This window comes from Rhodococcus koreensis, assembly GCF_900105905.1.
GTDB classification, from domain to species: Bacteria; Actinomycetota; Actinomycetes; order Mycobacteriales; family Mycobacteriaceae; genus Rhodococcus_F; species Rhodococcus_F koreensis.
In genome coordinates, this window is sequence record NZ_FNSV01000005.1 from 8,468,184 (window position 1) to 8,494,462 (window position 26,279).

At 66.0% G+C, this 26,279-nt stretch carries 25 protein-coding genes and 1 pseudogene; 17 read left to right on the forward strand and 9 right to left on the reverse strand.

All coding sequences use genetic code 11. The features are described from left to right. Nucleotides 1-14: 14 nt before the first annotated feature. Nucleotides 15-1,250, forward strand: a complete 1,236-nt coding sequence (locus BLV94_RS43240; protein ID WP_083395838.1) for a YbfB/YjiJ family MFS transporter — start codon at nt 15-17, stop codon at nt 1,248-1,250. Here BLV94_RS43240 and BLV94_RS43245 read toward each other — a convergent pair. Continuing rightward, the gene (locus tag BLV94_RS43245; RefSeq protein ID WP_244163772.1) at nt 1,178-2,902 is read right to left on the reverse strand and encodes a PucR family transcriptional regulator; all 1,725 of its coding nucleotides are present in this window, start codon (nt 2,900-2,902) and stop codon (nt 1,178-1,180) included. The genes BLV94_RS43240 and BLV94_RS43245 overlap by 73 nt on opposite strands. A gap of 51 nt (nt 2,903-2,953) precedes the next feature. Between BLV94_RS43245 and BLV94_RS43250 the strand changes: the two genes are divergently transcribed. From BLV94_RS43250 to BLV94_RS51175, 6 genes and pseudogenes are all read left to right on the forward strand, one after another. After that, the gene (locus BLV94_RS43250) at nt 2,954-4,252 is read left to right on the forward strand and encodes an alpha-hydroxy acid oxidase (RefSeq protein ID WP_244163773.1); all 1,299 of its coding nucleotides are present in this window, start codon (nt 2,954-2,956) and stop codon (nt 4,250-4,252) included. After that, complete coding sequence (locus BLV94_RS43255) at nt 4,249-5,172, forward strand: transporter substrate-binding domain-containing protein (RefSeq protein WP_072941648.1); 924 nt, start codon at nt 4,249-4,251, stop codon at nt 5,170-5,172. The genes BLV94_RS43250 and BLV94_RS43255 overlap by 4 nt, the downstream gene beginning before the upstream one ends. An 11-nt stretch (nt 5,173-5,183) precedes the next feature. Then, entirely contained in the window at nt 5,184-6,119 is a 936-nt protein-coding gene (locus BLV94_RS43260) for an amino acid ABC transporter permease (RefSeq protein ID WP_072941646.1), read from the forward strand. Further along, nucleotides 6,116-6,880 (forward strand): amino acid ABC transporter ATP-binding protein, encoded by a 765-nt coding sequence (locus tag BLV94_RS43265; protein ID WP_072941645.1) that lies wholly within the window; start codon nt 6,116-6,118, stop codon nt 6,878-6,880. Before BLV94_RS43260 ends, BLV94_RS43265 begins: the two co-directional genes overlap by 4 nt. Nucleotides 6,881-6,937: 57 nt before the next feature. Next, entirely contained in the window at nt 6,938-7,321 is a 384-nt protein-coding gene (locus BLV94_RS43270; protein ID WP_072941942.1) for a RidA family protein, read from the forward strand. A gap of 426 nt (nt 7,322-7,747) precedes the next feature. Beyond that, a pseudogene (locus BLV94_RS51175) lies at nt 7,748-8,530 on the forward strand (reverse transcriptase family protein); the annotation flags it as partial. 336 nt (nt 8,531-8,866) lie between these two features. Here the strand turns inward: BLV94_RS51175 and BLV94_RS43280 are convergent. Next, nucleotides 8,867-9,613, reverse strand: a complete 747-nt coding sequence (locus tag BLV94_RS43280; RefSeq protein ID WP_072941643.1) for an SDR family oxidoreductase — start codon at nt 9,611-9,613, stop codon at nt 8,867-8,869. Between the two features lie 172 nt (nt 9,614-9,785). On the opposite strand from BLV94_RS43280, the gene BLV94_RS43285 reads away from it, so the two are divergent. Further along, nucleotides 9,786-10,613, forward strand: a complete 828-nt coding sequence (locus tag BLV94_RS43285; RefSeq protein ID WP_072941939.1) for an NADPH-dependent oxidoreductase — start codon at nt 9,786-9,788, stop codon at nt 10,611-10,613. 86 nt (nt 10,614-10,699) lie between these two features. Then, entirely contained in the window at nt 10,700-11,512 is an 813-nt protein-coding gene (locus BLV94_RS43290) for an alpha/beta fold hydrolase (RefSeq protein ID WP_083395839.1), read from the forward strand. A gap of 103 nt (nt 11,513-11,615) precedes the next feature. Here the strand turns inward: BLV94_RS43290 and BLV94_RS43295 are convergent, their stop codons facing one another. Beyond that, complete coding sequence (locus BLV94_RS43295; RefSeq protein WP_072941642.1) at nt 11,616-13,127, reverse strand: FAD-dependent monooxygenase; 1,512 nt, start codon at nt 13,125-13,127, stop codon at nt 11,616-11,618. A 148-nt stretch (nt 13,128-13,275) separates the two neighbouring features. Between BLV94_RS43295 and BLV94_RS43300 the strand changes: the two genes are divergently transcribed. Continuing rightward, nucleotides 13,276-13,893 (forward strand): TetR/AcrR family transcriptional regulator, encoded by a 618-nt coding sequence (locus BLV94_RS43300; RefSeq protein ID WP_072941640.1) that lies wholly within the window; start codon nt 13,276-13,278, stop codon nt 13,891-13,893. A gap of 58 nt (nt 13,894-13,951) precedes the next feature. Here the strand turns inward: BLV94_RS43300 and BLV94_RS43305 are convergent, their stop codons facing one another. From BLV94_RS43305 to BLV94_RS43325, 5 genes are all read right to left on the reverse strand, one after another. After that, the gene (locus tag BLV94_RS43305) at nt 13,952-14,305 is read right to left on the reverse strand and encodes a hypothetical protein (RefSeq protein ID WP_371851552.1); all 354 of its coding nucleotides are present in this window, start codon (nt 14,303-14,305) and stop codon (nt 13,952-13,954) included. Between the two features lie 139 nt (nt 14,306-14,444). Continuing rightward, a complete protein-coding gene (locus BLV94_RS43310) occupies nt 14,445-15,467 on the reverse strand; it encodes a glutamate ABC transporter substrate-binding protein (protein WP_072941635.1) in 1,023 nt (340 codons plus the stop codon). After that, complete coding sequence (locus BLV94_RS43315; protein WP_072941632.1) at nt 15,467-16,804, reverse strand: hypothetical protein; 1,338 nt, start codon at nt 16,802-16,804, stop codon at nt 15,467-15,469. Before BLV94_RS43315 ends, BLV94_RS43310 begins: the two co-directional genes overlap by 1 nt. 142 nt (nt 16,805-16,946) lie before the next feature. Further along, complete coding sequence (locus BLV94_RS43320; RefSeq protein WP_244163774.1) at nt 16,947-17,987, reverse strand: aldehyde dehydrogenase family protein; 1,041 nt, start codon at nt 17,985-17,987, stop codon at nt 16,947-16,949. Then, nucleotides 17,984-18,883, reverse strand: a complete 900-nt coding sequence (locus BLV94_RS43325; protein WP_072941629.1) for an NAD(P)-dependent oxidoreductase — start codon at nt 18,881-18,883, stop codon at nt 17,984-17,986. Before BLV94_RS43325 ends, BLV94_RS43320 begins: the two co-directional genes overlap by 4 nt. Nucleotides 18,884-19,063: 180 nt before the next feature. Between BLV94_RS43325 and BLV94_RS52250 the strand changes: the two genes are divergently transcribed. Both BLV94_RS52250 and BLV94_RS43335 read left to right on the forward strand, forming a co-directional pair. Further along, on the forward strand, nt 19,064-19,249 hold the full coding sequence (locus BLV94_RS52250; RefSeq protein ID WP_072941627.1) for a YbaK/EbsC family protein: 186 nt from the start codon (nt 19,064-19,066) through the stop codon (nt 19,247-19,249). Nucleotides 19,250-19,332: 83 nt separating this feature from the next. Then, the gene (locus BLV94_RS43335; protein ID WP_072941624.1) at nt 19,333-19,881 is read left to right on the forward strand and encodes a hypothetical protein; all 549 of its coding nucleotides are present in this window, start codon (nt 19,333-19,335) and stop codon (nt 19,879-19,881) included. A 355-nt stretch (nt 19,882-20,236) separates the two neighbouring features. On the opposite strand, the gene BLV94_RS43340 is transcribed toward BLV94_RS43335, so the two are convergent. Continuing rightward, on the reverse strand, nt 20,237-20,932 hold the full coding sequence (locus BLV94_RS43340) for a chymotrypsin family serine protease (RefSeq protein WP_072941622.1): 696 nt from the start codon (nt 20,930-20,932) through the stop codon (nt 20,237-20,239). Between the two features lie 329 nt (nt 20,933-21,261). Here BLV94_RS43340 and BLV94_RS49760 point away from each other — a divergent pair, with 329 nt between their 5' ends. The 5 genes from BLV94_RS49760 to BLV94_RS51880 all read left to right on the forward strand — a co-directional run bounded on the left by BLV94_RS49760 (nt 21,262) and on the right by BLV94_RS51880 (nt 26,278). Next, nucleotides 21,262-21,417, forward strand: coding sequence for a hypothetical protein (locus BLV94_RS49760; protein WP_167372218.1), 156 nt, complete (start codon nt 21,262-21,264; stop codon nt 21,415-21,417). A gap of 1,102 nt (nt 21,418-22,519) precedes the next feature. Then, nucleotides 22,520-22,660 carry a hypothetical protein gene (locus tag BLV94_RS49765; RefSeq protein ID WP_167372219.1) on the forward strand — a complete coding sequence of 47 codons (141 nt, stop codon included), beginning with the start codon at nt 22,520-22,522 and terminating at the stop codon, nt 22,658-22,660. 99 nt (nt 22,661-22,759) lie between these two features. Beyond that, nucleotides 22,760-23,032: a hypothetical protein gene (locus BLV94_RS43345; RefSeq protein ID WP_072941620.1), complete on the forward strand. Its 273-nt coding sequence runs from the start codon at nt 22,760-22,762 to the stop codon at nt 23,030-23,032. Nucleotides 23,033-24,455: 1,423 nt separating this feature from the next. After that, the gene (locus BLV94_RS43350; protein ID WP_072941617.1) at nt 24,456-24,743 is read left to right on the forward strand and encodes a hypothetical protein; all 288 of its coding nucleotides are present in this window, start codon (nt 24,456-24,458) and stop codon (nt 24,741-24,743) included. A 170-nt stretch (nt 24,744-24,913) separates the two neighbouring features. Continuing rightward, nucleotides 24,914-26,278 carry an ArnT family glycosyltransferase gene (locus tag BLV94_RS51880; RefSeq protein WP_307718313.1) on the forward strand — a complete coding sequence of 455 codons (1,365 nt, stop codon included), beginning with the start codon at nt 24,914-24,916 and terminating at the stop codon, nt 26,276-26,278. The last annotated feature ends 1 nt before the right edge of the window (nt 26,279 follow it).

Below are 26,279 nucleotides of genomic sequence, written 5' to 3' on the forward strand. Positions count from 1 at the left end.
TTGGAAGAGAAGGCATGAACGCACTAAGTAGCGCCGACGAGCGATTCACGTTCCGAACACCGACCTCGCCGTGGATCACGGTCGGCCAGGTGGGGGCTGCACTGGCGGCCAGCATGGGTATCGGGCGGTTCGTCTACACACCCGTACTTCCGCTGATGGAGGCCCAGGCGGGATTGACACCGTCGGCGGGCGCCGCTCTGGCGACGGCAAACTATCTCGGATATCTCATCGGGGCGCTCGCCGGAATCGTCCTTCCCGGGATGATGCGCTCGGCGGCAACCCTGCGGTTCTCGCTGCTCGTCCTGACCCTCACGCTGGCGTTGATGCCGGTGGCATCGAACGAAACCTTCTGGGGCGTGTTGCGATTCATCGCAGGTGTCACCAGTGCGTTGGTGTTCGTCGTCGCTGTCGGCGCCATGCACTTCCACCTGAGTGGGCACGCAGCGCACCTGTCGGGGTGGGCGTTCGGCGGAATCGGGGCGGGTATCGCCCTGTCGGGACTCGTCGTCCTGATCCTGCGGTCGATGAGCACGTGGGAGGCGGTGTGGTGGGCGGCTGCACTGCTGACCCTGATCTGCACCCTCGCCGCGTGGACGCTCACGCCGGAACGCGCTCCCATGGCGCCGACGGTGGAGCGCCGAAAATCGCCCAAGAGGAAGCGCCGCTGGTTCAGCATGCTGTTCATCAGCTATTCCCTCGAGGGCGTCGGATACATCATCGCCGGCACTTTTCTCGTCGCAGCGATCGACCACACCGCAGGCAGCTTCGCCGGCAGTGGCGCCTGGGTGATCGTCGGGCTGGCGGCGCTACCGTCCGCTCCACTCTGGGCGTTGCTCGGCCGGCGATGGTCTCGCCCGATCCTGCTGGTGACCGCCCTCGTCGTTCAGGCCGCCGGCATTGCGCTGCCGGCGGTGGCAGACGGCATCTGGGCCGCCCTGATCTCTGCCTTCCTGTTCGGGGGAACATTCCTCGGCATCAGTCAGATGTCGTTGACGATCGGCGCTCACCTCCAGTTCCCACGGGCGGTCGCGATCCTGACGACCGGATACAGTCTCGGTCAGATCGGGGGCCCGCTCATCGTCACACCACTGCTTTCCGATGGCTACCACCTGGCATTGCTCGTCGCGTCGGGCATCGTTCTGGCGGCAGCACTCGCCGCCACGCTACTTGCGTCCACTCACATGAGGTCTGTCGAAACGAGTCGGAGCCACAGCCACAGCCGCGTGGTCGGATTGTCGAAGTCGATCTGAAACTCTTCGGCGAGACGGGTGATCCGGTACCGAATGGTATTGCCGTGGACATGCATTCGGTCAGCCGCCTTGGACACGTTCGCGTTCGAATCGAAGTACGCACGTAGAGTGATCAGAAAGTCGGTGTGATGGGTGGCGTCGTACGCCCGGATCGCATCGATGACGTCGAACTTGTCCAGATGCTTCTCGGTGATGTACTTACCGATCTCCAGTAGGTTGAGCTCGGTCCAATAGTCTTCGAACACAGCCGCTGCCGGGGCTCGAGGTGTCGGATTCTCTCGCGTGACCGACTGGTGGTGCATCAGGTACCGCAGTGTGCGCAGCGCCTCGGTCCGGGATCGAGGTAGCTCGCTGATCTGCTCGGCGATCCCGCCCACAGCGGAGACGACGGGATGCGCGCTGATCGTCGTCGCGTAGGAGCCGATGTCACGAATGACGCGACGGTGGGCTGCACGGGGAGAGTCGCCCGCGCAGGGCAACAGCGCATACACGACCGAGTCGATGAGGGCGCTGTACGCACTGCGGAACTGGACGTTGCACGTGACGGTCACGAGCTGCAGTAGCCGATGTTGCTCGCGCATGGCGTCGAGGCTGCCGCCGTTCGGATGGGTGAGGGCGAACGCCGCGATGGCGAATCCGTCGGTGAACTCGAGACCGAGTTGCGCGGCGGCGAACGAGGCCCGGGCCGGATCGTCCATCAACGTCCGCATGAGATCGGCGTTGCGTCGTTCGGTGAAATCGGAAGCGGACCGGGCGTGAAGCATGTGCAGTCCGGCCAGCGGCGCCAGCCTGTCGAGCGCATCGAGGGCCGGTTGGCGGCGTTCACCTCCGGGATCGATGATCCAGATCGATCCGAGCAGTTCCCCGCCCGCCCGGACCGCGAGCGCCAGCCGGTCCGCGATCCCGCTGGGCGACTGCACGAACAGTGCGGCGGTGGAGGAGTAGACGACCTTGAAATCGGCGTCGAGGGCTGGAGGTGTCCGCTCCTGCAGGGTCAGAGTCGTCTCGCGCCGTAGGTCGTCGATCGGCTGGCCCGGCACCGTGGAGTATCCGAGGATGCGGCCCGAAGGATCGACGATGCTGGCGGCGCCATTGGTTATCGAGGCAACGGCGTTGGCGAAGGCGAACAGATCGCCCAGGCGCACGCCCGATACCGAATCGACCGCAGCACCCGCGACCGCTGTTCGTGCCATCGCGATCAGTCGTGTCCAATCCGCGTCGTCGCCGACGACGAGCACGGGAACGTCGTGACGACTGGACGCGGCCCGCAGGTCCTCGATCGGTGTTCCTCGTGCTTTGACGATCACGGCGGCGGCCTCGCCGTCGGCGGCGTGGACGAGTATCCGCTCGAATCCGGCGGACCCACAGGACACCCCCATCGCGAGGACGACGGTGTTCCTGACGTTCGCCTGGTCGTCGAGTGCGTCGTAGAGCTGTACGTCGGCGACGGGACGGCGGAGATTCTCGGCGGTCGGGTTGACGTGCAGCAGATCTTCCTGCACCAGCCTGTTCCAGGCTGACAGCGCGATCGGCGCAGGTGTCGTGTCGCGATGAGGCGACGATTCCTCCGTTCGATCCATTTGGAACATCTTACAAGCATTGTTTTCGAGCTTGGAAACTCCTCCATATGAACCAGGTGAGGTCTGGATCACTATTGGTTCCACCCCGCGCACCGGGTGTCAGCACCACTTCGAGGAGTCCCGATGAAACTCAGAGATATCAGGTCGTTAGTGAATGTCGAGGGCCCCGCTCGGTCCGCGTCACAACGGCTTGCACGGCGATGCCACAGCATCGAGGACGTACGAAAGCTGGCCGCCGCCCGTCTCCCGCTGAGCATCTTCGACTACATCGAGGGCGGCGGCGAGGACGAAGCGTCGGTCCGCCGCAATCGTTGCTCGTTCGACGACTGGTCCTTCGTGCCACGCTGGGGCGCGGTGGAGAACCTCGACCTGGCGTCGAGTCTCCTGGGCAAGCCGGTCGCCATGCCGTTGATGCTCTCTCCCACCGGGGGAACACGCCTCTTTCACCCGGAGGGCGAACTCGGTGCGGCGCGTGCTGCTCTCGCAGCGAATGTCCCGTACGGTCTGGCACACCTGAGTACGACGCCGATGGAACTGGTCAGCGCGCAGACCCCGGGCCTTCGTCGCTGGTTCAACATCGAACCGATGGCGGACAAGGGCATGCTCCAGGCGATGCTCGACCGGACAGCGAACGCGGGATACGAGGCCTTGCTGGTCAACGTCGATTGCCGAGCGATCGGTCATCGCGAACGCGACTACCGCAACGGCTTCACTGCACCCCCGTCCCTGAAACCGCGGACGGTCGTCGAAGGGGCACTCCATCCCGTATGGGCGTGGAGGTTTCTGCGCAACGACGCGATCGCTTTCCCCAATCTCGACGGAACCATCGCGGAGGGGCCGCTGGCGAGCACGCCGGATATGTGGCGAACCCTGCTGTCGGGTTCCTACGAACCCACCGATTGGGACACCCTCTGCGACTTGCGCTCCCGATGGAGCGGTCCGATCGCCCTCAAGGGGTGCGTCAGCGCCGACGATGCGGCGATCGCCGCCGACATCGGGATCGACGCCATCCAGGTCAGCAACCACGGCGGTCGGCAACTCGATCACATGGCCTCCCCGCTGGACGTTCTGCCGGAGATCGTCGAACGCGTGAACGGTCGGGTCGAGATCATCGTCGACGGCGGCATCCGCCGTGGCTCGGACGCGATCAAGGCGCTGGCGCTGGGGGCGACTGCGTGCGCGATCGGCCGTCCCTACCTCTACGGCCTCGCGGCGGCGGGCCAGGAGGGTGTTGCGCACGTGCTGCGGATCTTCGCGGAGGAGATGACCCGAACGATGATGCTGCTGGGGGTGTCGAGCATCAAGGAACTGCAGGACAGCGGGCCGTCCCTCGTGAGGAACCGCCACGCCGCCTTCGCCCGCTCGACGAACGCGTCCACCGGACCGCGCACGGCCACCCCGAAGCGGAAGTCCTCGTCATGACGAGTCGTCCCGGAGGCTACTCTCACCGATTCCTGTGTGCCGGCGCACTCGCCGCCCTTCTCCTCTCCACGGTTGGTTGCGGTCGGCTCGAGGAATTTGCGGACCCGCCGGCCTCGGCTCCCGTCGAGGGTGACAGCACGCCGTCGCTTGCGGTGAACGAATCGGCCGTCGCACTGCTGCCCGGTTCGGTGTCCGCACGGCACACGCTGCGGGTGGCGATCCCGACGAACGAACCTCCTACCCAGTTCTATTCGGAGGGCACCCGGTACATGACGGGCACGAACCCCGACATTGCGAGACTCATCGGGAAGGCCCTGAACCTGGATGTCGACATCAAGGTTGTCAATTTCGACTCCATCATTCCCGGCATCGCTGCCGGACGCTACGACATGACGGTGTCCTCGATGACGCCCACCACCAAGCGAATGGCGGCAATGGATTTCGTCGACTACATGCGAATGGGGAATGCCATCGTCGTCGCGAAGGGAGCGGAGCCCGTCACGAGGGACACTCTCTGCGGCAGGAGAGTCGGCGTCCTGACGGGCTCGTATCAGCTCACCGTCAACGTTCCGGCCTACGAGCAGGACTGCGCGGCCGCCGGCAAGCCGCCGATCCGGATCGGCCAGTTCCAGGACACGCGGCAGGCGATCTCTGCGCTGACCAGCGGCCGGCAAGATGCTGTGCTGGCAGACTCACCGATCCTCGAGTACGCCACGGCCAACAATCCGGCAATCGAGGTGTCGGACACGTTCGACTACACCCCCGTCGCGGTCGGCGTGACCAAGGAACCAGCACTCGTCGACGCCGTATCCGCGGCACTCGACTCCGTCATCGCCGGCGACGCGTACCGGGAAGTCCTCGAGAAATATGGTGCGGAGTCCGCGATGATCACCCGAGCTCGCGTCAACGCGGCCCAATAAGGAGACCTACCATGCACCAATTGGCCTCGCGAGACGCCTTCCCTCCGCCGTCGGCGGTATCGGCGTCCCCGGACACGTCCATCCCGGTTGTGCCACTCAAACATCCTGTCCGGCAAACATTCGGACTGGCACTGTTCATCGTCGCCGTGGCGGTGACGTGGAACGTCGCAACCAACGACCGGTTCCATTGGAATGTCGTGTCGTCCTATCTCTTTGCGCCGGAGATACTTCGAGGGGTTGTTCTGACGATCATCCTGACGATCGTCTCGATGACTGCCGGTATTTCGCTCGGAACGCTCCTTGCCGTCATGCGACTGTCGGAGAACTCGATCGTCAGTTCGATCAGCCGCGGCTACATCTGGTTCTTCCGGGGAACTCCGCTCCTCGTCCAACTGATCTTTTGGTACAACATCGCAGCCCTGTATCCCACCATCTCGATCGGAATCCCCTTCGGGGGACCCGAATTCATGATCGGTTCCGTCAACACGCTGATCACGCCACTCGGGGCCGCCCTCCTCGGGCTGTCCCTGAACGAAGCGGCCTACATGGCAGAGATCATCCGCGGTGGCATCGGATCGGTGGACAACGGCCAGTACGACGCGGCTCAGGCGCTGGGAATGAACAAGACTCAGCTGATGCGCCGGGTCATTCTTCCTCAGGCGATGCGTGTGGTGTTACCGCCGACGGGGAACCAGGTGATCTCGATGCTGAAAGGGACCACCCTCGTCAGCGTTCTGGCGATCTCCGATCTGCTGTACTCCGCGCAGATCATCTATTCGCTGAATTACCAGACGATCCCGCTGCTCATCGTCGCGAGCCTGTGGTATCTCCTGATGACCACCATCCTGAGCTTCTTCCAGGACAAGCTCGAGAAGCACTACGCGCGCGGTTTCACCGCGGCGGTCACCCCCGCACGCCGTCGATTTGCACTGGGAAGGGCGAAATGAACACCGTCATGGTGAAAGCAGAGGGAGTCCGGAAGCGATTCGGTGCCACCGAGATCCTCAAGGGCATCGACCTCAGTGTCGAGCGCGGCTCGGTGACCTGCCTCATCGGACCGTCCGGATCTGGGAAGACAACCTTCCTGCGCTGCATCAATCACCTCGAGAAGGTTGATGCGGGCTGCCTGTACGTGGATCAACAGTTGATCGGCTACTCGGAACGCAATGGCCGGCTTCACGAGATGAAGCCCCGCCAGACGGCACGGTCTCGACTGAATGCCGGCATGGTGTTCCAGCGCTTCAACTTGTTTCCGCACATGACCGTGCTCGAGAACATCATCGAAGCCCCGATCCACGTTCTCGGCAGACCCCGCGACGAGGTGACGGCGGAGGCACACGTGCTGCTCGATCGTGTCGGACTGGGGAACCGAGGTCAGGCATACCCACGGGAGCTGTCCGGGGGACAGCAACAGCGGATCGCGATTGCCCGCGCCCTGGCGATGAAGCCCAAGTTGCTGCTCTTCGACGAGCCGACCTCCGCGCTCGACCCGGAACTCGTCGGTGAGGTACTGGACGTGATGAAGTCCCTTGCCGAAGCCGGTATGACCATGGTCGTGGTTACCCACGAGCTGGGGTTTGCCCGCGAGGTCAGCGATCAGATCGTCTTCATGGATCAGGGTGTCGTCGTCGAGGCGGGCCCGCCGGCCGAGGTTCTGGGGAACCCACACCAGGAGAGGACCCGCGCGTTTCTCTCGAAGGTGCTGTGAACACCTCACCCGCCCGCCCGCGACCGATAGCAACGAACAATCAGGATTGAGATGCACATGAACAGGCAACAGATCAGCACAGAACATGCACCCAGCCCCGCAGGGCCCTACTCTCAGGCGATCATTGCCGACGGGGTCCTGTACACAGCAGGTCAGACGCCCCACCACCCCGATACGGGGGAGCTCGTCGGCTCCACCATCGAAGAACAAACGGACCAGGCGATGCGCAATCTCGCAGCCGTACTCGAATCGTGCGGCTCGGACTTCTCGCGCGTGGTCAAAGCGACCGTCCACCTGCAGAATCCGGCGCGAGACTTCACCGGTTTCAACGAGACCTATCAGAAGTTCGTCTCGCACCCGTATCCGGCGCGGACCACCGTCGGATCGCACCTCGGTGACTTCCTGGTCGAAATCGACGTCGTCGCCCTGTGCCCCCGCTGACCGGGTCGATGGCGCACTCCGACCGGCGGAGTCGCTCGATTTGAAAGCAAGACCGATAGGGCCCCGCACGGCAGAAGTCATGTGGCATTCTCACGAGGTGCGACGGTGCGGAGGTGAGAGTGGTGTGGCCGGTTCGCCGACCGCGACCACGTCAGGGGTAACCCCTGGCTCGACAGTGTTCACCGGAGACACCGTCCGACGCGCGACCGCATGCTCCGCGTGCTCCGGCGCGCCGCAGACGACAGGTATCGGTCACCTCGCACCGTCGCACACATGACGGAACGTCCGGCCCTGCCGCCCGAGTTCGCCCGTCGCCTCGCAGCGGCGGCGATCGATGGAACCTGGACGAGGGCCGGCCTCGTCCTCCGCTTCGAGGAATCCGGAGTGCCGGACGCCGCCCGGATCGCGGCACGGCTCCACGACCTCATGCCCACGCCGCCGATCGACGGCATCGACAGCGTCTTTCGGCTGCTGTCGGACCTCCCGCTGATCGAGCGAGCAGAGCCGATTGTCGACGAAGTCTCCGGCAACGACTGGAGGTTCGACGTCCCGCAGTGGTCGCGCACCGCCGCGGTCGCCGAGGCGGTCGGCCTCACCCCCGCCGAACTCGACTGGTTCGCCGATCCCGGCGGGTGGCTGCGCACGAAGGCGCCGCCGCTGCAGCACTACCGCTATCGGATCCGGCCGGACAACCGCCTGCTCGAAGCGCCGAAGGAACGCCTCAGGGAGGTACAGCGCCGGATTCTGCGGACCGTCCTCGATCGCGTTCCGCCTCATGCGGCGGCGCACGGATTCGTCCGAGGCCGCAGTGTCCACACCTTCGCCGGCCCGCATGCGGGGCATGAGGTCGTGCTGCGCATCGACCTTCGGGCGTTCTTTCCCTCGGTTTCGCGGACGCGGGTGCGGGCGGTCTTCGACGCACTCGGCTATCCGACCCGGGTGTCGCGGGTGCTCGCCGGGCTCTGCACGACGTCGACCCCACCCGGTGTCCTCGCGCAGCTTCCCTTCGACGCGGCGAGCCGGCTCCGGGGTGCGCACCTACCGCAGGGGGCGCCGACGTCGCCGGCTCTCGCCAATCTGGTTGCACACCGGCTCGATCGCAGGCTGGCCGGACTTGCGCGCGCCCACCGCGTCGCGTACACCCGGTATGCCGACGACCTCGCGTTCTCCGGCTCGGATCTGGCGGTGGATCGACTGATCCACGCCGTCGGCCGGATCGTGACGGACGAAGGCTTCGCCGTCCACCCCGGCAAGACCCGGGTGATGCGAGCACACCGGCGGCAGCACCTGGCCGGGCTGGTGGTCAACACTCGTCCGCAGGCGTCCCGTGCCGAGTACGACGACGTGAAGGCGCTGCTGTTCAATTGCGTTCGGCACGGACCGGATTCGCAGAATCGTGACGAAAGACCGCACTTTCGCGAGTACGTCTACGGGCGCATCGCCTGGGTCGGGGAATCGAACGAGAGCAGGAAACGTTCGCTGCATGCACTGGCCGCCCGAGTCGACTGGACAAGTAGCGGCCGCGGGGGCGCCGCCGGACTGTGGTCAGCCGCGGCCGATGTACGGCATGCGGGAGGCCATGATCGTCATCGTCGGCACGGTGACGTCGAGGGGCAGCTCGACCAGCCGGGTCACCGCGTCCGCGACGTACCGCGGATCGAAGGTGGGTTCCGCTCGCACTGATCCGTCCGGTTGGCGGGCGGATTGGCCGATGCCGGCCGTCATGGCGGTTGCGGCGTTCCCGATGTCGATCTGGGTGCAGCAGATGTCGTGGTCGCGTCCGTCGAGCGCGATCGACTTGGTCAACCCCGACACCCCGTGTTTGGTTGCCGTGTAAGCGACGCTCGCGGGTCGTGGCGTGTGCGCGGACAGTGAGCCGTTGTTGATGATGCGTCCCCCGCGAGGTGTCTGCGACTTCATCATTCGCACCGCCTCTCGGGAGCAGAGGAAGACCCCAGTCAGATTTGCGGCGACTGTCCGGTCCCAGTCCTCCGGTTCGATCTCGTCCACCGCGCCGGAGGGGCCGAACGTGCCGGCGTTGTTGACGAGTACGTCGAGGCGGCCGAACCGTTCGGCGACGGCGGCGAAGACGCTGTGCACGGACTTGGGTGAGGAGACGTCGGCCGGTACCACGAGCGCGTGGTCGTGCCCGTACGCCGTCTGATCGAGGGCGTCGCGTGTCCGTCCGGTCAGCACCACGTGGTGTCCGGCGTCGAGTAGTGCGGTCGTGATGGATCGTCCGATGCCCGAGCCGGCACCCGTCACGACGATGACCCGTTCCGTCACGTTCACTCCTCAATTCGGTCGACAACACATGCTCACGACCAACTGATGGTAACCATCGAACTGTCGCCGATCGCCGGTGTTCGACAGCCGCCGTTCGGTCGGCCGGTTCGTGGTGCCCGCAGGAATCACGGTGCGCCGAACCCTGGAGTGGGGACGCGGAGTCGGGTTTCCTGTCCCGGTGACCATCGCAGACATCGCACCTCGTACCGCACTGCAGCAGCGCTACTGGGACCCCGCCCTCACCGAACCCGCGCAGTGGAATCCGGTTCTGGAAGCCCTGCATTCGCACCGGTCGGTTCGCCGCTACCTGCCCGATCCGCTGACCGACGAGACCCTCGATGTCCTCGTCTCGGCGGCGCAGTCGGCCGCCACGTCGTCGAACCTCCAGGCGTGGAGTGTGGTCGCGGTCCGCGACCCCGACCGGAAGGCTCGTCTGGCCGCGCTCGCCGGCGATCAGGCCCACATCGTCGAGGCCCCCGTCCTGCTGGTGTGGCTCGCCGACTTCGCCCGCGTCCGACAACTCGCCGGCGACCGCGGCGCGCCGATCGAGGGAGCCGACTTCCTCGAGAGCAGCTACCTCGGGTTCATCGACGCCGCCCTGGCGGCGCAGAACGCCGTGACCGCGGCGGAGTCCCTCGGCTTGGGAACGGTCTTCATCGGTGCGATCCGCAACAAGCCCGAGGAGGTCGCCGCGGAACTCGGGCTGCCGCCCCACGTCTTCGCGGTGTTCGGGCTCGTCGTCGGACATCCGCATCCGGACGCCGACGCCCAGATCAAACCGCGCCTGCCCCGAGCGGCGGTGTTGCACCACGAGAAATACGACCTGCCCGCCCAGCGTGACCACGTCGGCGCCTACGAGGGGCGGATCGCAGCCTTTTACTCTGCGCAGCAGCTCGAACATTCCTGGATCGAACGGGTTCTGGACCGACTCGCGTCCGCGGCGCGGCTGAACGGGCGGGATCGGCTGAAGGAATCGCTCATCCGCCTCGGGTTCCCGCTTCGTTAGAGGCGTTTCGCGCTACGTGCGACGTGCCGTGGATGCCCTTGACTTCGTGAGCCATTCCGCTACAACTGACTCCATGGAGCGGATCCGTGGGGGACGCCGTGGATAGTCTGGGGCTCGGCGACGTCGAACTGACCTATCAGCTGTGCGAGGGCGGTGAGCGCGTCGTCCTCGTACACGCGAGCGCCTTCGTCTCGTGGTACGACCCACTGGCCGAGCAGTTGATGGACTATTCGACCTTGCGGTACCGGCGCCGACTTCGAGAATCGGACACTGGGGGATACCGGGCCCTTACAGTCGCCGAAGATGCTGCAATCTGCGTCAGGTTGATGGACCACGTCGGCTGGGACAAGGCTCACGTCGTGGGGCACTCCTACGGTGCGCTCGTCGCACTCTACTTGGCGACGGAGAATCCCGAGCGCGTCGGCACGGTGGCACTGCTCGAACCCGCCGTCCGGGGGATCTCCAGCTCCGAGCAGGTCGCTGCCGCGCTACAGCCGGTCATCGCCGCCTATAGATCAGGCGACAAGGCCGCCGCGGTGGACGGGTTCCTGCGACATGTGTGCGGAGATGGCTACCGTGCCGTGCTGGATCGGGTGATTCCACACGCCTTCGACGAGGCGCTCGACGAGGCCGACTTGTTCTTCCAATCTGAGATGCCGGCCGTGCAGCAGTGGAGTTTCGGGACAGGGGCGGCCGGACGCGTCACGCAGCCTGTGCTCAATGTGCTCGGCGCCGAGAGCGCGACGCGGTTCGTCGAAGGGAGCGAGCTCGTGCAGTCCTGGTTCCCGCGGGCCGAGCGCCTCTCCGTGCCGGAGGCCGGGCACCTTCTGATGGTGCAAAACCCGACGGCAGTGGCTCAGGGCCTGATGGATTTCCTCTCACGCCATCCGATCGGCTGAGACTTCCGCCGCGGCAAATCGACACCTCGCCACCCGGCTCTGTTGCCCGGATGTGCGTTTCGTCGCCGCACGTGCGAGCCTCCTCCGGTACTTCCTGCTCCGCTCAACGGGAGCCGGCACCTTCCGCAAGCCGATCCGCAGTCTCCGCTGGCGTCACCAGGGCCTGGATTGCGTGGCGGAGTGCAGTGCCTGGTTCGGTGCCTGCCGGCCACCATCCGGCCGTCGACCCGTCCGGCCGGGCCAGGAGCGCCCCGCCGTGGGGGATCCCCATTCCGCGGGCGGTGATGGCGTCGAGGTCGTGGACGACGAGCGGTGGCCCGGAAGGAGTGGTCGCGGCGCGCTGCCAGGACGCGCTCGGGTGCGTCGTGAACAGCGTCAGCCCGGGTTCGAGCAGGTCCAGGGTGGACACCGTGTGGGCGTGGGAGGGCAGCCAGACGTGCGGGATTCGGCCGCCGAGGTCTGCAGGCAATTCCTGCGCGGCGAGCCGGGTTCCGCCGAGCGGATCGGCCGAGCGGGCCACGTTGTGCGCGGCCACCGGTCGGCGTTCGGTTTCGTAGGTGTCCAGCAGCTGCGGGCCGGTCCAACCGTGCAGCACCCAAGCGAGTTTCCACCCTAGGTCGTGGGCGCTCTGGATGGCGGTGTTCATTCCCGTGCCCCCACGTGGCGTGATCTGGTGCGCCGCGTCGCCGGTCAGGAACACGGCGCCGTCCCGCCAGCGGTCCGCGAGCTGTGCGGCGAACGTGAACGTCCCGATGCGTTCGATGCGCGGCTCCAGGTCGGCCAGTCCGCTGCCGAGCCGGATGAGGCGGGCGGCCTGCTCCTTCGTCAGACTCGACACGGACTGCCGGGCGAGGTCGTGCTCCACGCCGTACACCCATCGGTCACCGCGGCCGGCCGGTACGAAGACCCCCGCGGCTTCGGGGTGGGTGACGGCGTAGATGCAGAAGCGGCGGTCGCCGAGCAGTTCCCACAGCGGGGCGCGGAACTCGGTTCCGATGGCCTGGGACAGACGGCCCGGCCCACGCATGGCGATCCCGAGGGCAGCACGCACCGTGCTGCGTGCGCCGTCCGCCGCGACGAGGAAGCGGGCGTGGACGGATCGGGTTTCGCGGCTTTCGACGTCGCGCAGTGTCACGTCGACACCGTCGGATCGGTTGTCGAGGCCGGCGACCTCGGTACCTATTTCCACTCGAGCGGAGCCGAACGACCGTAGGTGGTCCAGCAGCACGGGCTCGAGGTGATCCTGCGGAACCGAGGCAGGGGCGGTCGGGCTGAGGACCGCGCTCTGTTCACGGGTCGGGAAGCTCGTCAGGTGTGCGTCACCGGTCGCGGCGAGCGTGGGACCGACCCATTGCTTCCATTCGACCTCCACCCCGCCAGCCCGGATCTCCTGTTCCAGGCCCCAGGAACGCAGCAATTCCATCGTGCGGGTACTGACCGAGGCCGCCCGCGGTAGGCCGGAGGGGGCCGGTCGCCGCTCCACCGCCAGGACCTCGATCCCGTGGCGAGCCAGGGTGATGGCCGCGGTCAGTCCCGCCGGTCCCGCACCGACCACCAGGACAGGAGTGGACGCCGGGGGACTCTGCGGGTGGGTGGGTGTGGTCGGGCTGTTCACGACGTCAGCTCCTTCGTCGGAAGGCGGGTTGTCCCGGTGCCAGGGGAGTGCACAGACACTTCCCAATTTCGCCGGACAGTATGTCTTTCGATTACAAGCGTGAACTTCACGAGACGACATGTCAAGTGAAAATGTTAGAGTGACGCCTGTGGCGACCAGGAAGTACCAGCAGCGCCTGCGTGCGGAGGCGGCCGAGGAAACACGGCGCAACATCCTCGACGCGGTCTACGAGCGGCTGCGGGAAGCGCCGGCCACACCGGTGAGTGTCGACAAAGTGGCCCGGACGGCGGGTGTCTCCCGCTCCACCGTCTACCTGGTGTTCGGTTCACGAGCCGGGCTTTTCGACGCACTCACCACCGACTTGTGGTGGAACCGGGCAGGTTTCCAGGGGGTGGTGGACGCGGTGGAGCACCCGGACGCGCGCGAGCACCTGCGCGGCGGGATGGATGCGGGAGTCCGGGTGTTCGCAGCCCACCGCGACGTCTTCCGGGCACTGTTCTCGATGGCTCAACTCGACGCGGATGCCGTCGGCGGGGCCATCGAGCGGATCGAGGAGAACAGGGCCGGGGGGATGGTCCACCTCGCCCGGCGGCTGGCCGAGCAGGACGTCCTGCGGCCGGACGTCACCGTCGACGAGGCCGCAGACCTGCTCTGGTTGCTGGCGAGCTTCGACAGCTTCGACCAGCTCTTCTCGGGGCGAAGCCTCCCCGTCGACGAGGTCGCTCGCATCCTGATCGCCACCGCCGAACGGAGCCTGTGCCGGTGAGTGGTCGGCCCGGTGCTCGACCTCATCGGCCGCTGCCGCGCCGGCGAAGCGCGGTGCGTCACGCCGGGTCGGTGGCCCTGCGGGGGTGGCGGCGCTGATGGAACCGGGCGCGCTGGAGATCCAGGAGCGTCGCGCTGTCGGCATCTACTTGCTGTTGTCGACGGGCGATCCCGGCTCGAACGGCAGTCGTATGTCGGTGAAGTTCCGCCGCTCGGCCGTCGGCGTTCTCGTCGTCGAGAAAATAGGCGGCCGCGCGATCGCACCGAATCAGCAATTGCTCGTAGGCGAGGCGCGCCGGCGCTCGTTCGTCGAGTTGCGTGATTGCGACGTACTCCACGAATTGCAAAGGGATGCGCAGCAATTGATAATTAATTCGCAAAAATGTCATCGGCACGCCGCGCAATGTTGTCACGATCGGGGATGCTAGCCCTCGTGGCCGATGTGTGTGCAGCGTTTCGCGTTCACCGGGCGGTCAGCTGGGAGATTCGTCGCCGCCGAGGGCGAGCCCGGCGCAGGGGAAGGCCCGACCGCATCAACGTTGCCTGCCGCTGTCAATCACGGTAGGTCGGGGTGGGCGGGCCGGCCACCGGACCGAGCGGGGCGGCAAGCCAGCGGTCGTACAAACGCATCCAGGTCCCGTCGGAGCGTACGCGTTCGAGGGTGCCGTTGACTGCCCGCACGAGGTCGTCGTGGTCCATGTTCACGCCGATGCCGTACTGATCCAACTGCAGCTCGGGGCCGGTGACCTCGAGGTGCGGATCCTGCACTGCCATCCCCGCCAGGATGACGTCATCGGTGCTCGCGGCGTCGGCCTGGCGCTGTTGGAGAACGATGAGGCAATCGTCGAGGTCCCGGACGGCGACGATCGTCGCGGTGGGCACCAGCCGCTGCACGGTATCGAGCGAGGGAGTGTCGACGAGCGAGCACACTCTCCGGTTCGCCAGACTCTCCAGGTTCACCGGAGTCTCTGGTGCGTCGTCGGTGCGCACCAGCAGGCGTTGGCTCGCCCGGAAATATACGGTCGAGAACGCGATTCGTTCCGCACGTGCGCAGGTGATCGTGAAGGTGCGGGCGACGATGTCGACGTCGTTGTTCTCCAGTGCGTCGAGTCGGGCGGCCGATGTCAGGAGGCGAAATTCGATCCGGGACGGATCCCCGAGCAGATCCCGTGCGATTTCCCGTGCGATGTCGACGTCGAAACCGGACAGGGTGCCGGTCACCGGGTCGCGGAAGCTCATCAGGTTGGTGCTCTGGTCGACACCGACGATCAACCGGCCGCGCGCGCGAATCGCGGCGACCGCCCCGCCTGCGGATGCCGCGCCCGGCGGTGCGGGGCGAAGGCTGGCAAGGGCGCCGCACTCTGCTGGTGATTGCGGTTCGGGCGGGGCAGTGCCGCCGGTGGCGGCGATGGGCGTGATGATCGTCGCGCCGTTCGGGAGGGGGAGGTCACCGTAGGATTCGTTGGACGGCGGCGAGAGCTTTTGCGGCGCGGAGCATCCCGAGAGGAGGACCGCGGCCGTGATCAACACGCCGAAGAGGTTCCGGCACGCGGTCATGAGGGGGTGGGGCCGCATCAGTGGTACTCGTTCACTCGGGGCCACACCCCGGCGCCGACGGCGAGCGCGGCGAGCACACTCAACGCGACCGCACCGTCCGCCAGGGCCGACAGGGCCCGATACGACTCGGTGGTGGCGTTCACTGCCTCTTCCCGCAACGCAGTGATCGCCTCCTGAATGTGTGTGGTGAGGTCGTCGAAGGCGGCCGCGGAGTCGTCGGCACCGGTACCCACCGCAATGCGTGCGGCGCCGTGATAATCGCCGCGGTCGAGTGCCTGCTGCTGGCGAGTGTGAGCCTGGCGCCACCGTTCGAGGTCCGCGTTCGCCGTGGCCACGGGGGTGGCGGCCGCAGATCCCGGCGGGGTCTGTGCGATCAGGTGTGCGAGCGCGGCGGTGTGCGCGGTGTAGTCGACCTCGGGCCGGCTGTCGGAACCGCGCTGCAACAGCGACAGCGTTTCGTCGGCGCGGGCCTGCTGCGCGAGGATTCCGGCGCTCGCGATCGCACTGAGCGGCTCGGTGCCCTCCACCCGTGCACGCGCGCCGGCTGTCGAGGACACCAGACCGGCCGTGCCCACCCACAGCGCGATGACTGCCACCAGCGCGGTGGCGGCGAGCAGGGCAGGGTTCAGTCGCCGGTGCGTCTTGCGCACCAGATACAGCTGTGCGAGGACGAGCAACGCCAGGACCGCGATCGTGGTCGCGAGCGCAGCCGTGGGAAGCTGTTCGGTTCGGGTCTGGGTATCGGCGACGGCACGGATCTGGTCCGAGTAGAGGGTGTGCGCCATCGGCAGCACGGTGTCCTGCATCAGCGCGGACGCGTCACCGAGGTAGGCCACCCCGATCGGGTTTCCGGCGTTGTCGTTGGCGCGGGCGGTCGAGATCAGTCCGGCGTAGACGCCGAGGTGTCGGGAGATGTCCGTCAACTGCTGCACGGCGTCCCGGTTCTGCGGGTCGACTCCGGTGCCGGCGACGACCAGCGCTGCCGAGGCGTCCGCAAGCGCTTGATTGTAGGTGTGCAGCAGCGTCGTCGGATCGGCGTCGGTGGAGATGAACGAGGTGGTGGCGGCTGCATCGGCGATCGACAGTGAGCTGTACAGCGACTGCGCTGCTACCGCCAGCGGTTCGGTATGGCCGCGCAGCGTCTGGATTTGTTGTTGGCGGGCCCCAACCGAGACGGACGGCACCACCCCTGCGACCAGGGTGGCTGAAATCAACAGAGCGCCGAGGAGGGTGAGCCGGCCCGGGGTGGACATCAGCAGTTCGCGCCACGGTCGGCGAGGTGGGGCGTCCTCGGCGACCTGCGATTCGTCGAGGACGTGCCCGGCTCCGGTGGTGTCGGTCGCGCGTTGGAACACGGTGCTCCTCCAGGCCCGTCGGTCCGGGCACCACGCGCTCGCGGGCGCGGGCCGACCAGCGCTTTCAGTCTGCCTGATCGGGGTTCGCGTGGAGGCAAGTCGCCGATCGCCGGACCGGGTACGCCCGCCTGGTTCGGAAGGTTCAGATCCGCGGGCGTCGGGTCCAGCGGCGGGCTTTGAGCGCGAGGTGCAACTCGAGGCGGGTGGCGCCGTTGAGGGGGTCACCGATCGTGAAGGCGGCGAGCTTGGTCTTCAGCTTCTCGAGGAACGAGTCGAAGATGTCCTCGTGCAGGTACAGGCGCGACCCTGCGGTGCAGGACTGACCCTGCCGGGTGAACCGCATACCGGAGATGACGCCGTCGACGGTGGCGTCGTCGTCGGAGTCGGGGAACACGATCGCCGGGGACTTGCCGCCGAGTTCGAGGGTGACCGGCACGATCCGGTCCGCGGCCGCGGCGAGGATTTCCTTGCCGACCCCGGTGGAACCGGTGAAGGTCAGCTTCGCGACGTCGGGGTGCTTCGACAGCGGCACCCCGACCTTCTGGCCCGAACCGGTCAGCACGTTGAGCACGCCGGCCGGCAGGATTTCGTGCGCCCACTCGGCGAGCTGGAGCACCGCGAGCGGGGCCAGCTCGGCGGTCTTGAGGACCAGGGTGTTACCCATCGCGAGGGCCATCGCGATCTTCAACGACGACAATGTGACCGGCGCGTTCCACGGGACGATACCGCCGACCACACCGAGCGGCTCACGGACGGTGTAGCTGACCAGGTTCTCTCCGAACGGCAGGGTCTCGCCCTTCTGCTCGGAGGCGATCTGACCGTAGAAGCGGAAGATGTCCGCACCGCTGGCCGCCTCGCCGCGGGCCTGGGTGCGCAGCGCGTTACCGGTTTCCGAGGCGATGATCCGGGCCAGCTTTTCGGAGTTCTCGGCGATCGTGTCGCCGATCTTGATCAGCAGGGCGCCGCGGTCGCGGGCCGGCAACGCCTTCCACGGTCCGAACGCGGCCTTCGCCGCGGCGACAGCCCGGTCGACGTCGGCCGCACCGGAGTCCGGAATGAGGGCCAGAACCTCTCGGCGGGCGGGGTTTTCGACCTCGATCAAGTTGCCGGAGTCGGCCGGGACCCACTGGCCGCCGATGAGCTGGCTGACCTTGGTGGCGGTGGTCAGGGTGGGGGTGCTCACTTGTCATTTCCCTTCGTCTGCAGGCGGATGCCGGTGAAGTCTTCGTAGAATTCGACGACGCTGGTGAAGTCCTTGCCGCCGCGGCCGTCGCGTTGGCCGATGCTGAACAGATCACGCACCAGGCCGGTGACCGGGGTGGGGAGCTTGGCCTTGCCCGCCGCGGCGAGGAACAGGCCGAGGTCCTTGTGCATGAAATCGAGCGCGAACCCGGTGGGGCGCTCCTCGGTGAACAGCGTCTTGGGGAAGTAGTTGCTCAGCACGTTGCTGTTTGCCGAGCTCTTCGTCAGCACCGCGACCGCGGTGTCCAGGTCGACACCGGCCGCGACGGCACTGCTCAGACCTTCACCGAGAGCGACGATGTTCGCGGCCGTGATCTGGTTGTTGGCGAGCTTGATCGCCTGACCGCTGCCCGACGGGCCGATGTGGAAGATGTTGCCCGCGTAGCTCTCGATGAGCGGGATCACCTTCTTCACCGTGGCCTCGTCGCCGCCGAGCATCACCGCGAGGGTGCCGGCCTCGGCGCCCTGCACGCCGCCGCTGACAGGAGCGTCGAGGAAGCTCGCGCCGGCGGCCTGTGCATTCTCGGCGAGGCGACGGGAGGTGTCGGGATCGATGGTGCTGTGATCGACGATGATCAGTCCCTGGTTGCCCAGTGACAGCACCTCGGTGACGACGCCCTCGACGATCGCCGGCGTGGGCAGGCTCAGGAACAGCGCCTCCGCCTTCGTCGCGGACTCCACCGGCGAGGACACCGAGCGGGCACCGAGCGCGACCGCCGCCTCCACCGCCGCAGTGTTCAGGTCGTACACCGCGACGTCGTGACCTGCCTTGACCAGGTGTGCGACCACCCGGCTACCGATGTTGCCGAGGCCGACAAAGCCAACGGTGGATGTCATCAGATGCTCCTATCGAGGGGGACTTCTCGCGATCTGCGAGGCCGTTTGTTACCGACCTCAACGCTACGAATTCGTGAGCTGGGTCACGACCGGCAAATGACGAGAGCTTTCCGCGATCTGCCCTACATTTGTAGAAACGGACCTCGAAGATGCTGTTGAACAGGCAATACGTGCATCGGGGTGCGTCGGGGCGGGGTCTCGCCGATCGGGCATCCACGGCCCCTACGGACCATCCTCGATGCCGACCTGGCCCAGCAGGATCTAGCGTGGGCCGGCGGTGCAGATCCACACACCAGGTGCTGCGCGGCCTACGCCGAACTGCTGGAACTCACGTCCGCCGCAACGGTACCCGTCAAGATCTACTGATCTCGATCGCTTGATGGCACGTGGGGAGTAAGGCCCGCGATGCGGGTCACGCGGTCTGCACACGGGCCTGACAGAATCACCACATGTCGTGGAATCAACCAACAATCACCGGATGGACCGCCCGAATCAGCAACGACCTGTCCTCGGTCACGCTGATCGATCCGTCGCATATCGCCCGCGCCACACTGCGCCCGGGACCCGGTGACGAGTTCACCGCCCACTTCTCCCGCCTCACGCGAGAATCCCTGGCCGAGCGCATTGACCGTTACGGTGCCGCGTTACGCAAGGGCGTACCAGCATCTCTGGAACTGGCCGACGGAACCACCGGGGCCGTCACGGACCAAATGGCCGGAAGGATGCGCCGCAAGTACAAAAGAGCCGAAGTCACCCTTTCCGGACGCGTATACACACTTCGGCACACGTCCGGCCGTAAGGCGACCGCTGAGCGTGACGGAGCACTGCTCGCAGAACTCGTGCGCGGACGCGGACGCCGTTCTGTCAGCGTCACGCGCACCACCCACGCGCACACCGACCACCTTGACGAGCTGATCCTGACCCTCTTCGAGAAAGTGGTCGTCCCAGGCCGCAGCGGCGCCGTCGACGAATTCGTATCAAGTCTCAGCGGAGTCTGAGTGCCCGCAGCATGGTCGGGGCCACGCCAGTTCGATTGCGGGGCATGTGCTTCGTTTCGCGTGTCAGCGTAAATTGGGACAACAGATCCGCGTCTGCCGCTGCGTGACAAGAACTACGGGGTCGGACAGGTCGGATCGCCCGTCGTTGTCGAGACGTCGGACGTATGATCGACGGACCGCCGGGGCGCCCATGCGGAAGGACGGACAATGGACAATTGGTGGTTGTACTACAGCCCGTTTCCTCAACCTGTCCGAGAATGGTTGTGGCTGATTGTGCAGCAGCTCTGGTAGTCCCCGGTTCTACCCGACCTGAGTCCGCGACGTTTTCTCAGCTTCGGGGTTTCTGGGATGCGGGTTAGTTATTGGTGACGACGAAGCCCTTGCCGACAGGGTTGGGTTGGGCGTAGATGCCGTCGAGGACGGCAGCGAATTTGATGTACTCGAATGCGAAGAGCGCAGTGTCGAATCCGCGGACCATGCCCACGATCTCGGTGTTGTTCTGAAGTACGGGACCACCCGAGTCGCCACCGCCTGATTGGGCGTTGCTGTAGAACCGTGTCATGTTCTGCGAAGTGATCGACCCGCAATGAACGCCGGTACCGGCCCCGTCCTTGCAATGAGGACCGACCGGGTCGGAGGCGCCGATCCCGTCGACCCGGGCACTGGGACCATTTGATGTGAGTACCGCGTCAGCGTTGAGGCGGATGACCACCCAGTCGACGCCGGTGCCGCCGCCGGGGCTGCGGTACGCGATGTTCCCGAGGTGTTCCCGCGGTCCGGTCGGCGTGTAGCGGTAGACGGGCGCACCGTCGGGTGCGTCGTCGACACAGTGGGCGGCGGAGATGCCGATCTTGTTGCCGATCGAGTCGGTACCGACGACGCCCATCGTGCAGAAATCGATGACGCCGGGGGGCTGTGGGATCGGGTTCAGGTCGTCGGTCCAGGGAATACCGTTGGAGACGACACCGGTGGCCGATGCCGTCGGCGTGTTGACCAGGAATGCGCCGAGGGTGACTGCGAGACACGCTAGAAACCCGTATTGCCTTCTCAATTGAGTTCTCTCTTCTTCGCGGCCTCGAGCAACTATCTCGAGGCCGCTCTTCGTGGCGGCGAGCTGGGCTCGATGTGACGATTTCTCCACGCTGACTTCCGGGAGCCTGAAGCAGCGGGACTCTGTCTGCCGGTGGCCGTGGGCTTCAGGCTCAGCCTTCGGCAAGGCAGTCAGGGCACAGACATCGTTCTGAAGAACGGCGAGGTCGGCTGGCCCGCATTCATCCGGTCATCGCGGACGCGGAGTTTGCCCCGGGCACCCGGGGTGAGGGAGTCGTCGACTCAGGTGTATGCCTGACGGTCCGATCGTCGAGCGCGACGATCGCGACGGTGACAGGTGGTGAAGTCGGTGCCCGTCCGACCGGGCGACTCGACGACGATCTACGACACGACCCTGCCGTTTCCGACGAGGGAGCATTGCTCGGTTCGGTGCTGCGGCACGACGAGCACGTGGATGGGTTGGCGGCGAGCATGGTGTGGCACTGATCGCAGTGGCGGATGGTGCACACGTCGCGTGCGACGAGGGGGGAGCAGTGGAGCTGATCGTGCATAGGGGGCCTCGACTTGCAGGGTTCGGGGGTTGTTCGACTCCAACACTCCTCGCGAGATGTCCATCCGACGACGGTAGAACGACCGGTAGATATACCTATTTCGTGCCCGGGGGCTGTCCGTAGGGTGGGATCCGCACGCGGTGAAGGTCGTGGATGTGACCGGCGCACACGCTTCGACATCGTGTGGAGATGTCGGCCGTGGGGCCGGTTGTCGGTGTCGGCTCTGCGCAGTGACGGCGACTGTGACTGGAGGACAGAGGGTTTCATGTACGAGTCGGAAGCGGTCTGCCGAGTTCGGGTACGCCGATGGCCGGCGTCTTGTCCGGGCGGCCCCGGTTGACTGTTGTGGCGTAGCCAAGCGCAGCCCCCGCCAACGATGTATATCAGCTGGCAGGGGCGCTACACGGACAACCTGCACGTAGTAACGAGCAGCGCATCAATGATGTTGGTGAGCCGGCGCATGGAAGTCCAGGGAATGTGATCCATGCCATTGCACTATTTTCGCACCTTCCGAATTACCGACCAGTAAGTGTTATTTCACGTCCTCGTACGCCATGCATGATCCGGTTGGAGTTGCTCAGTCGCGATCGTCGCGAGCTGCGACAGGGGTGTGCGACCGGACCTGATGTGTTGTACTTCGCCACCGCAGTGGCGGCGCACTTTGGTTATCGAGCAGTTGCGTGAGAACCCCGATCGGTCGAGACGGCCGATTGCTCTGTGCTACAGCATATCTGATTGTGCTCGGAGCTGGTCGGCAACCGCCGCATGATCTGTGCCGGTGACGCGAAATGCGTGGGCGACAGAGTGCAGACGCCGAATATGTGACGTAAAACACAGCTGAATCTATGGGGGAAGCCTGGCGCTCGGGGATGTTCGGTTGCAACTCTTAGCCGAGACCCAAGCCCCCATACCCAAATACGGGTATGGGTGCAGGTATTTCGGTCAATGTGCAGGTGCCGAAGTCGGTCCAAGGTAGCTGGTACGCCACGTCATCGACGTGGCAACCGAGAATATCTGCACCTGAGAGAAGAGTTGTCATGGCACCGATCGCCGAGAATCCGGGTACCAATCTGCTGAATACGTTGCGGGTCAGTGTGGTTGGCACTGTCCTGTACGCCGGGCTCATCATGGGCGTGGTCGTGGTGGCGGTGTGGAAGTTCCCGATGCCCGGCGTGTAGGCCCGCCGCGGCTCATGGACCTGGGCCGGTGGCGGCGTTACGACCGGTGATCAACGCGCGGTACCTATAGCGGGCCCTGGTGGTGTGGAAGGAACGACAATGTTCGGGACGAACATCGGCGCAATGGTCGGTCTACTGGTGGCTGCACTGGTGGTTGTTCCCGTCTCGCTCGGTGTGGCAGCACGGGCGGACGCGAAGGTCCGCCGTCTCTCGCAGTCCCGAGCCCCTGATCCGAACCCGAGGGGACCGGTCGCGGGCGTGGACGAGCGGTGCGATCAGTGCCGGCAGCTGGCAACGCGGGCGTGGCTGATCTGCGGCGGCGCCTCGCTGGTCGCAGTAGCGGTGGTGGGTGTCCTGATCTGTGTCGGCTGAGGTCGACGACGGGTGCAGGGAGTGTGCCGGTGTGCTTTTCGCGGGTGTCAGTCGGACCGGGCTGAGCTCGGAGCGTCGAGCCCACGGCTGGAGTATCGGCGGAAGCTGAAACCATCTCGGCCGCTGTGGCATACGCGCGTCGTCGCTCCGAGATTCGGTGTGCTACCCAGGTGAGTCAAAGCGGTCCGGCAGGGACCTCGCCGGGACGTGCGGTTCGGCGATGGTGTACCTGGGTAGTTGGACTCGCTGATATCTCCTCGGACGTTTGCTGCGTGTGAAACTGTCGACCGGATTCACGGTTTTCGGCAGGACTGGTGCTCACCAATCCCTGCTGACCAGTGGAGGTTTGGCTGGCGCAGCAGTGGCTTGTCGACCTACTCCTTCGTGTTCCGGTGCGAGGAAATGGTAGATCCGCCGCCAGCCCGCATCGCCAAAGTGTGACCCACGACACATGACTTTCTCGGGCGGGCCGTACTTACGTGCCGACGGGGTTTGGCGCCGACAACCCGCACCTTGGATTCAGTCGATGCGCGTTAATCGTGTTCTGTGCGTGGGCATCAGATCGTCGAGTTTGGCGCGGTCGATGGCCGGGCGGGTAGCGGCAACGGCGATGAAGCTGGCGGTGTGGAGAGCGACGGTGAAGCTGTCCGGTCGGGGCCGGCGGTCGGTGTCGGGCGCAGGGAGGCCCGCCCGTACGACGGTGCCGTCGTACGGGCGGGGTGATCCCCCGACCGCACCAGGGGTGGTGCGATCGGGGAGTGCAGCACCGATCCCTCAAAAGGGGGCGCATGTTGCCTGTCTGCGGCTGCGCGGGGTGTGCTGCCTGCGTGTCTGCGAGTGAAGTTGTGGTGCGGACGTTGTGTCCGGCGGCCTCCTTCTGACGGTTCGACTGTGATCCGAGTGGTCTCAATTGTGGTGTGATCTGCGAGGTTGCGCATGGGTCGTTTGGCGTATGGCGGTACCTGCTTCTGCGGTTTGAGTGCTGCGGGCGAGACTTCGTCTCCTTCTAGGTATGCGATGGTGTCGAGTTCGCGACGGAGGCGTTGATGCGGTTCGGGGAGTTTCTGGAGGAGTGTTCGGTGTTGGTGGAGAGTTTCGTGATGACGACAGGACTGGCGGTGTAGTCGGCGCCGGTAGCGGGGGCTCGGTCGACTGACGCCCGTCGAATACGAGACGGTCCATCAGACCGCACATGCGGCCTGAAACTGCACACCCCGAGGGGCAACGGCGCTGGGGACACCCCCTGGTATCAGGTCCAGCCAGGAAAAGGCTGTGCGAAAGGAACTCCACCGGCACGCGGTCATGTGCACCGACGGGGATCCGCGCCGAGCAGGAGCTGCTTCCGATGTTGCCCGCGCGTGAGCGCACGGTGTTGATCTTGCGTCAGATCTCGAGAAGCTGCGGAAGATGATGACCGGCAGCTGTGCCGTCCCGGGCCGGTAGCCCGCAACGACTCTACGGCGGCGACGAGGCACAGTGGTCCCGATTCGACCCGATGATCGTGCTCGCCGACCATGGGCCCTACACCGGGGTGTCGGGCTGGTTCGAGGACACCACCACGGCCGGACGGGGCGGCGGCCGCGGTGGTGGCGCCGCGTCTCGGCCTCCGCAGGCCGATGCGGCCGCGGACGGGTACGGCGGGCGGGACCGTGCCTCGAACCCCGACAATCAGGGCGCCGCAGAGAATCTCTGCGCCGCCGCGAGCGCGTAGGCGATCACCTGCTCGGTGCACATGGTCAGCAGCAGGCACACCTGGCAGTTGGCCGCCGGCGCGTTCTCGGAGGCGCTGCCATGGATGGCCGAACGAAAACGAGCCCGAGTTGCCAGCTACTTCACAGGGTGCTGACAGTTCCCGAGCAGCTGGGCGTGGGTGAATGCGGTGTGACCACTACGACGGAAGCGCCCGAACAGTCGACTGACCCCGCAGAACCCGGCCGGATCGCAGGGTGGGAACGCGCGGGTCTGATTGTGCTGCTTGTCGGAACCGCGGTGATGTACCTGTGGAACATCACCGTCAACGGGATGGGTAACCAGTTCTACGCCGCGGCTGCGCAGGCCGGTTCGAGGAACTGGGAGGCGCTGCTGTTCGGTTCGCTCGACTCGGAGAATTTCATCACCGTCGACAAGCCCCCGCTGTCGCAGTGGGTGATGGGGCTGTCCGGCCGAATGTTCGGCTTCGGTAGTGCCAGCATGATGATCCCGCAGGCGCTGATGGCGGTCGGCGCGGTGGCGTTGCTGTATGCGGCGGTCGCCCGCATCGGTGGCCGCGCAGCCGGTCTACTCGCCGGTGCCGTCCTCGCGGTGACCCCAGTGGCGGCGTTGATGTTTCGGTTCAACAATCCCGACGCGGTGATGGTGCTGTTGATGACCGCGGCGGCCTACGGCACGGTGTGTGCTCTCGAACGCGCGAGCGCGAAGTGGATCGCCCTGGCGGGTGTCGTCCTGGGATTTGCGTTCCTGTCGAAGATGCTCGAGGGCCTGATGGTGCTGCCGGCATTGGGGCTCGCGTACCTGATCGCAGCGCCGACGCCGCTGCGTACCCGGTTGGTGCACCTGGTCGGCGCAGCGACCGCACTCATCGTCTCGTCCGGGTGGTACGTCCTGCTCACCGTGCTCTGGCCGTCGTCCGCCCGCCCCTACCTGGCTGGGTCGACGGACAACAGCTTCATGAACCTGGTGCTGGGTTACAACGGGTTCGCCAGGGTCCTCGGCCGCAACCACCCCGATGGGCAGGGGCCCGGACCCGGCCCGGGCGCGTCCGCGTTCGCGACGGGTCAGCTGCCCGACGCCGGCACTCCCGCGACAGAACAATCTGCCCACGGCGGATTCGGCGGGCAGACGCAGGGGCTGCCCCGGCTGTTCACCGGTGAATTCGGGTACGAGATCGCCTGGCTGCTGCCCGCAGCACTGCTCGCCGCCGTCCTGGTGATCGTGTCCCGGTGGCGGGCACCACGCACCGATCTCGTCCGGGCGGGCGGGATCGTGTTCGGCGGCTGGTTGATCGTCGACGGGCTGGTGCTCAGCTACATGCAGGGGACCATCCACCCCTACTACAGTCTCTCGATTGCGCCGGCGATCGCCGGCATGGTGGCCATCGGTGGACACGAGATGTGGGTCCGGCGCGGGTCGTGGCTGGGCCTGGTGGGCCTGGCCTCGCTGGTGCTCACCGCCGGGGTCTGGGCTGGTGGATCCTTGGCCGCAACAGCAGCTGGTTTCCGCAATTGCGGTGGGCGCTACTACTGCTAGC

What these genes read in the sequence shown, in the direction of transcription:
- BLV94_RS43270 (WP_072941942.1), top strand. Translation starts at nt 6,938, where the DNA reads ATGAACAGGCAACAGATCAGCACAGAACATGCACCCAGCCCCGCAGGG.
- BLV94_RS49765 (WP_167372219.1), top strand. Translation starts at nt 22,520, where the DNA reads ATGGCACCGATCGCCGAGAATCCGGGTACCAATCTGCTGAATACGTTG.
- BLV94_RS43345 (WP_072941620.1), top strand. Translation starts at nt 22,760, where the DNA reads ATGTTCGGGACGAACATCGGCGCAATGGTCGGTCTACTGGTGGCTGCA.
- BLV94_RS43240 (WP_083395838.1), top strand. Translation starts at nt 15, where the DNA reads ATGAACGCACTAAGTAGCGCCGACGAGCGATTCACGTTCCGAACACCG.
- BLV94_RS43250 (WP_244163773.1), top strand. Translation starts at nt 2,954, where the DNA reads ATGAAACTCAGAGATATCAGGTCGTTAGTGAATGTCGAGGGCCCCGCT.
- BLV94_RS43310 (WP_072941635.1), bottom strand. Translation starts at nt 15,467, where the DNA reads ATGCGGCCCCACCCCCTCATGACCGCGTGCCGGAACCTCTTCGGCGTG.
- BLV94_RS43325 (WP_072941629.1), bottom strand. Translation starts at nt 18,883, where the DNA reads ATGACATCCACCGTTGGCTTTGTCGGCCTCGGCAACATCGGTAGCCGG.
- BLV94_RS43335 (WP_072941624.1), top strand. Translation starts at nt 19,333, where the DNA reads ATGTCGTGGAATCAACCAACAATCACCGGATGGACCGCCCGAATCAGC.
- BLV94_RS43255 (WP_072941648.1), top strand. Translation starts at nt 4,249, where the DNA reads ATGACGAGTCGTCCCGGAGGCTACTCTCACCGATTCCTGTGTGCCGGC.
- BLV94_RS43265 (WP_072941645.1), top strand. Translation starts at nt 6,116, where the DNA reads ATGAACACCGTCATGGTGAAAGCAGAGGGAGTCCGGAAGCGATTCGGT.
- BLV94_RS43260 (WP_072941646.1), top strand. Translation starts at nt 5,184, where the DNA reads ATGCACCAATTGGCCTCGCGAGACGCCTTCCCTCCGCCGTCGGCGGTA.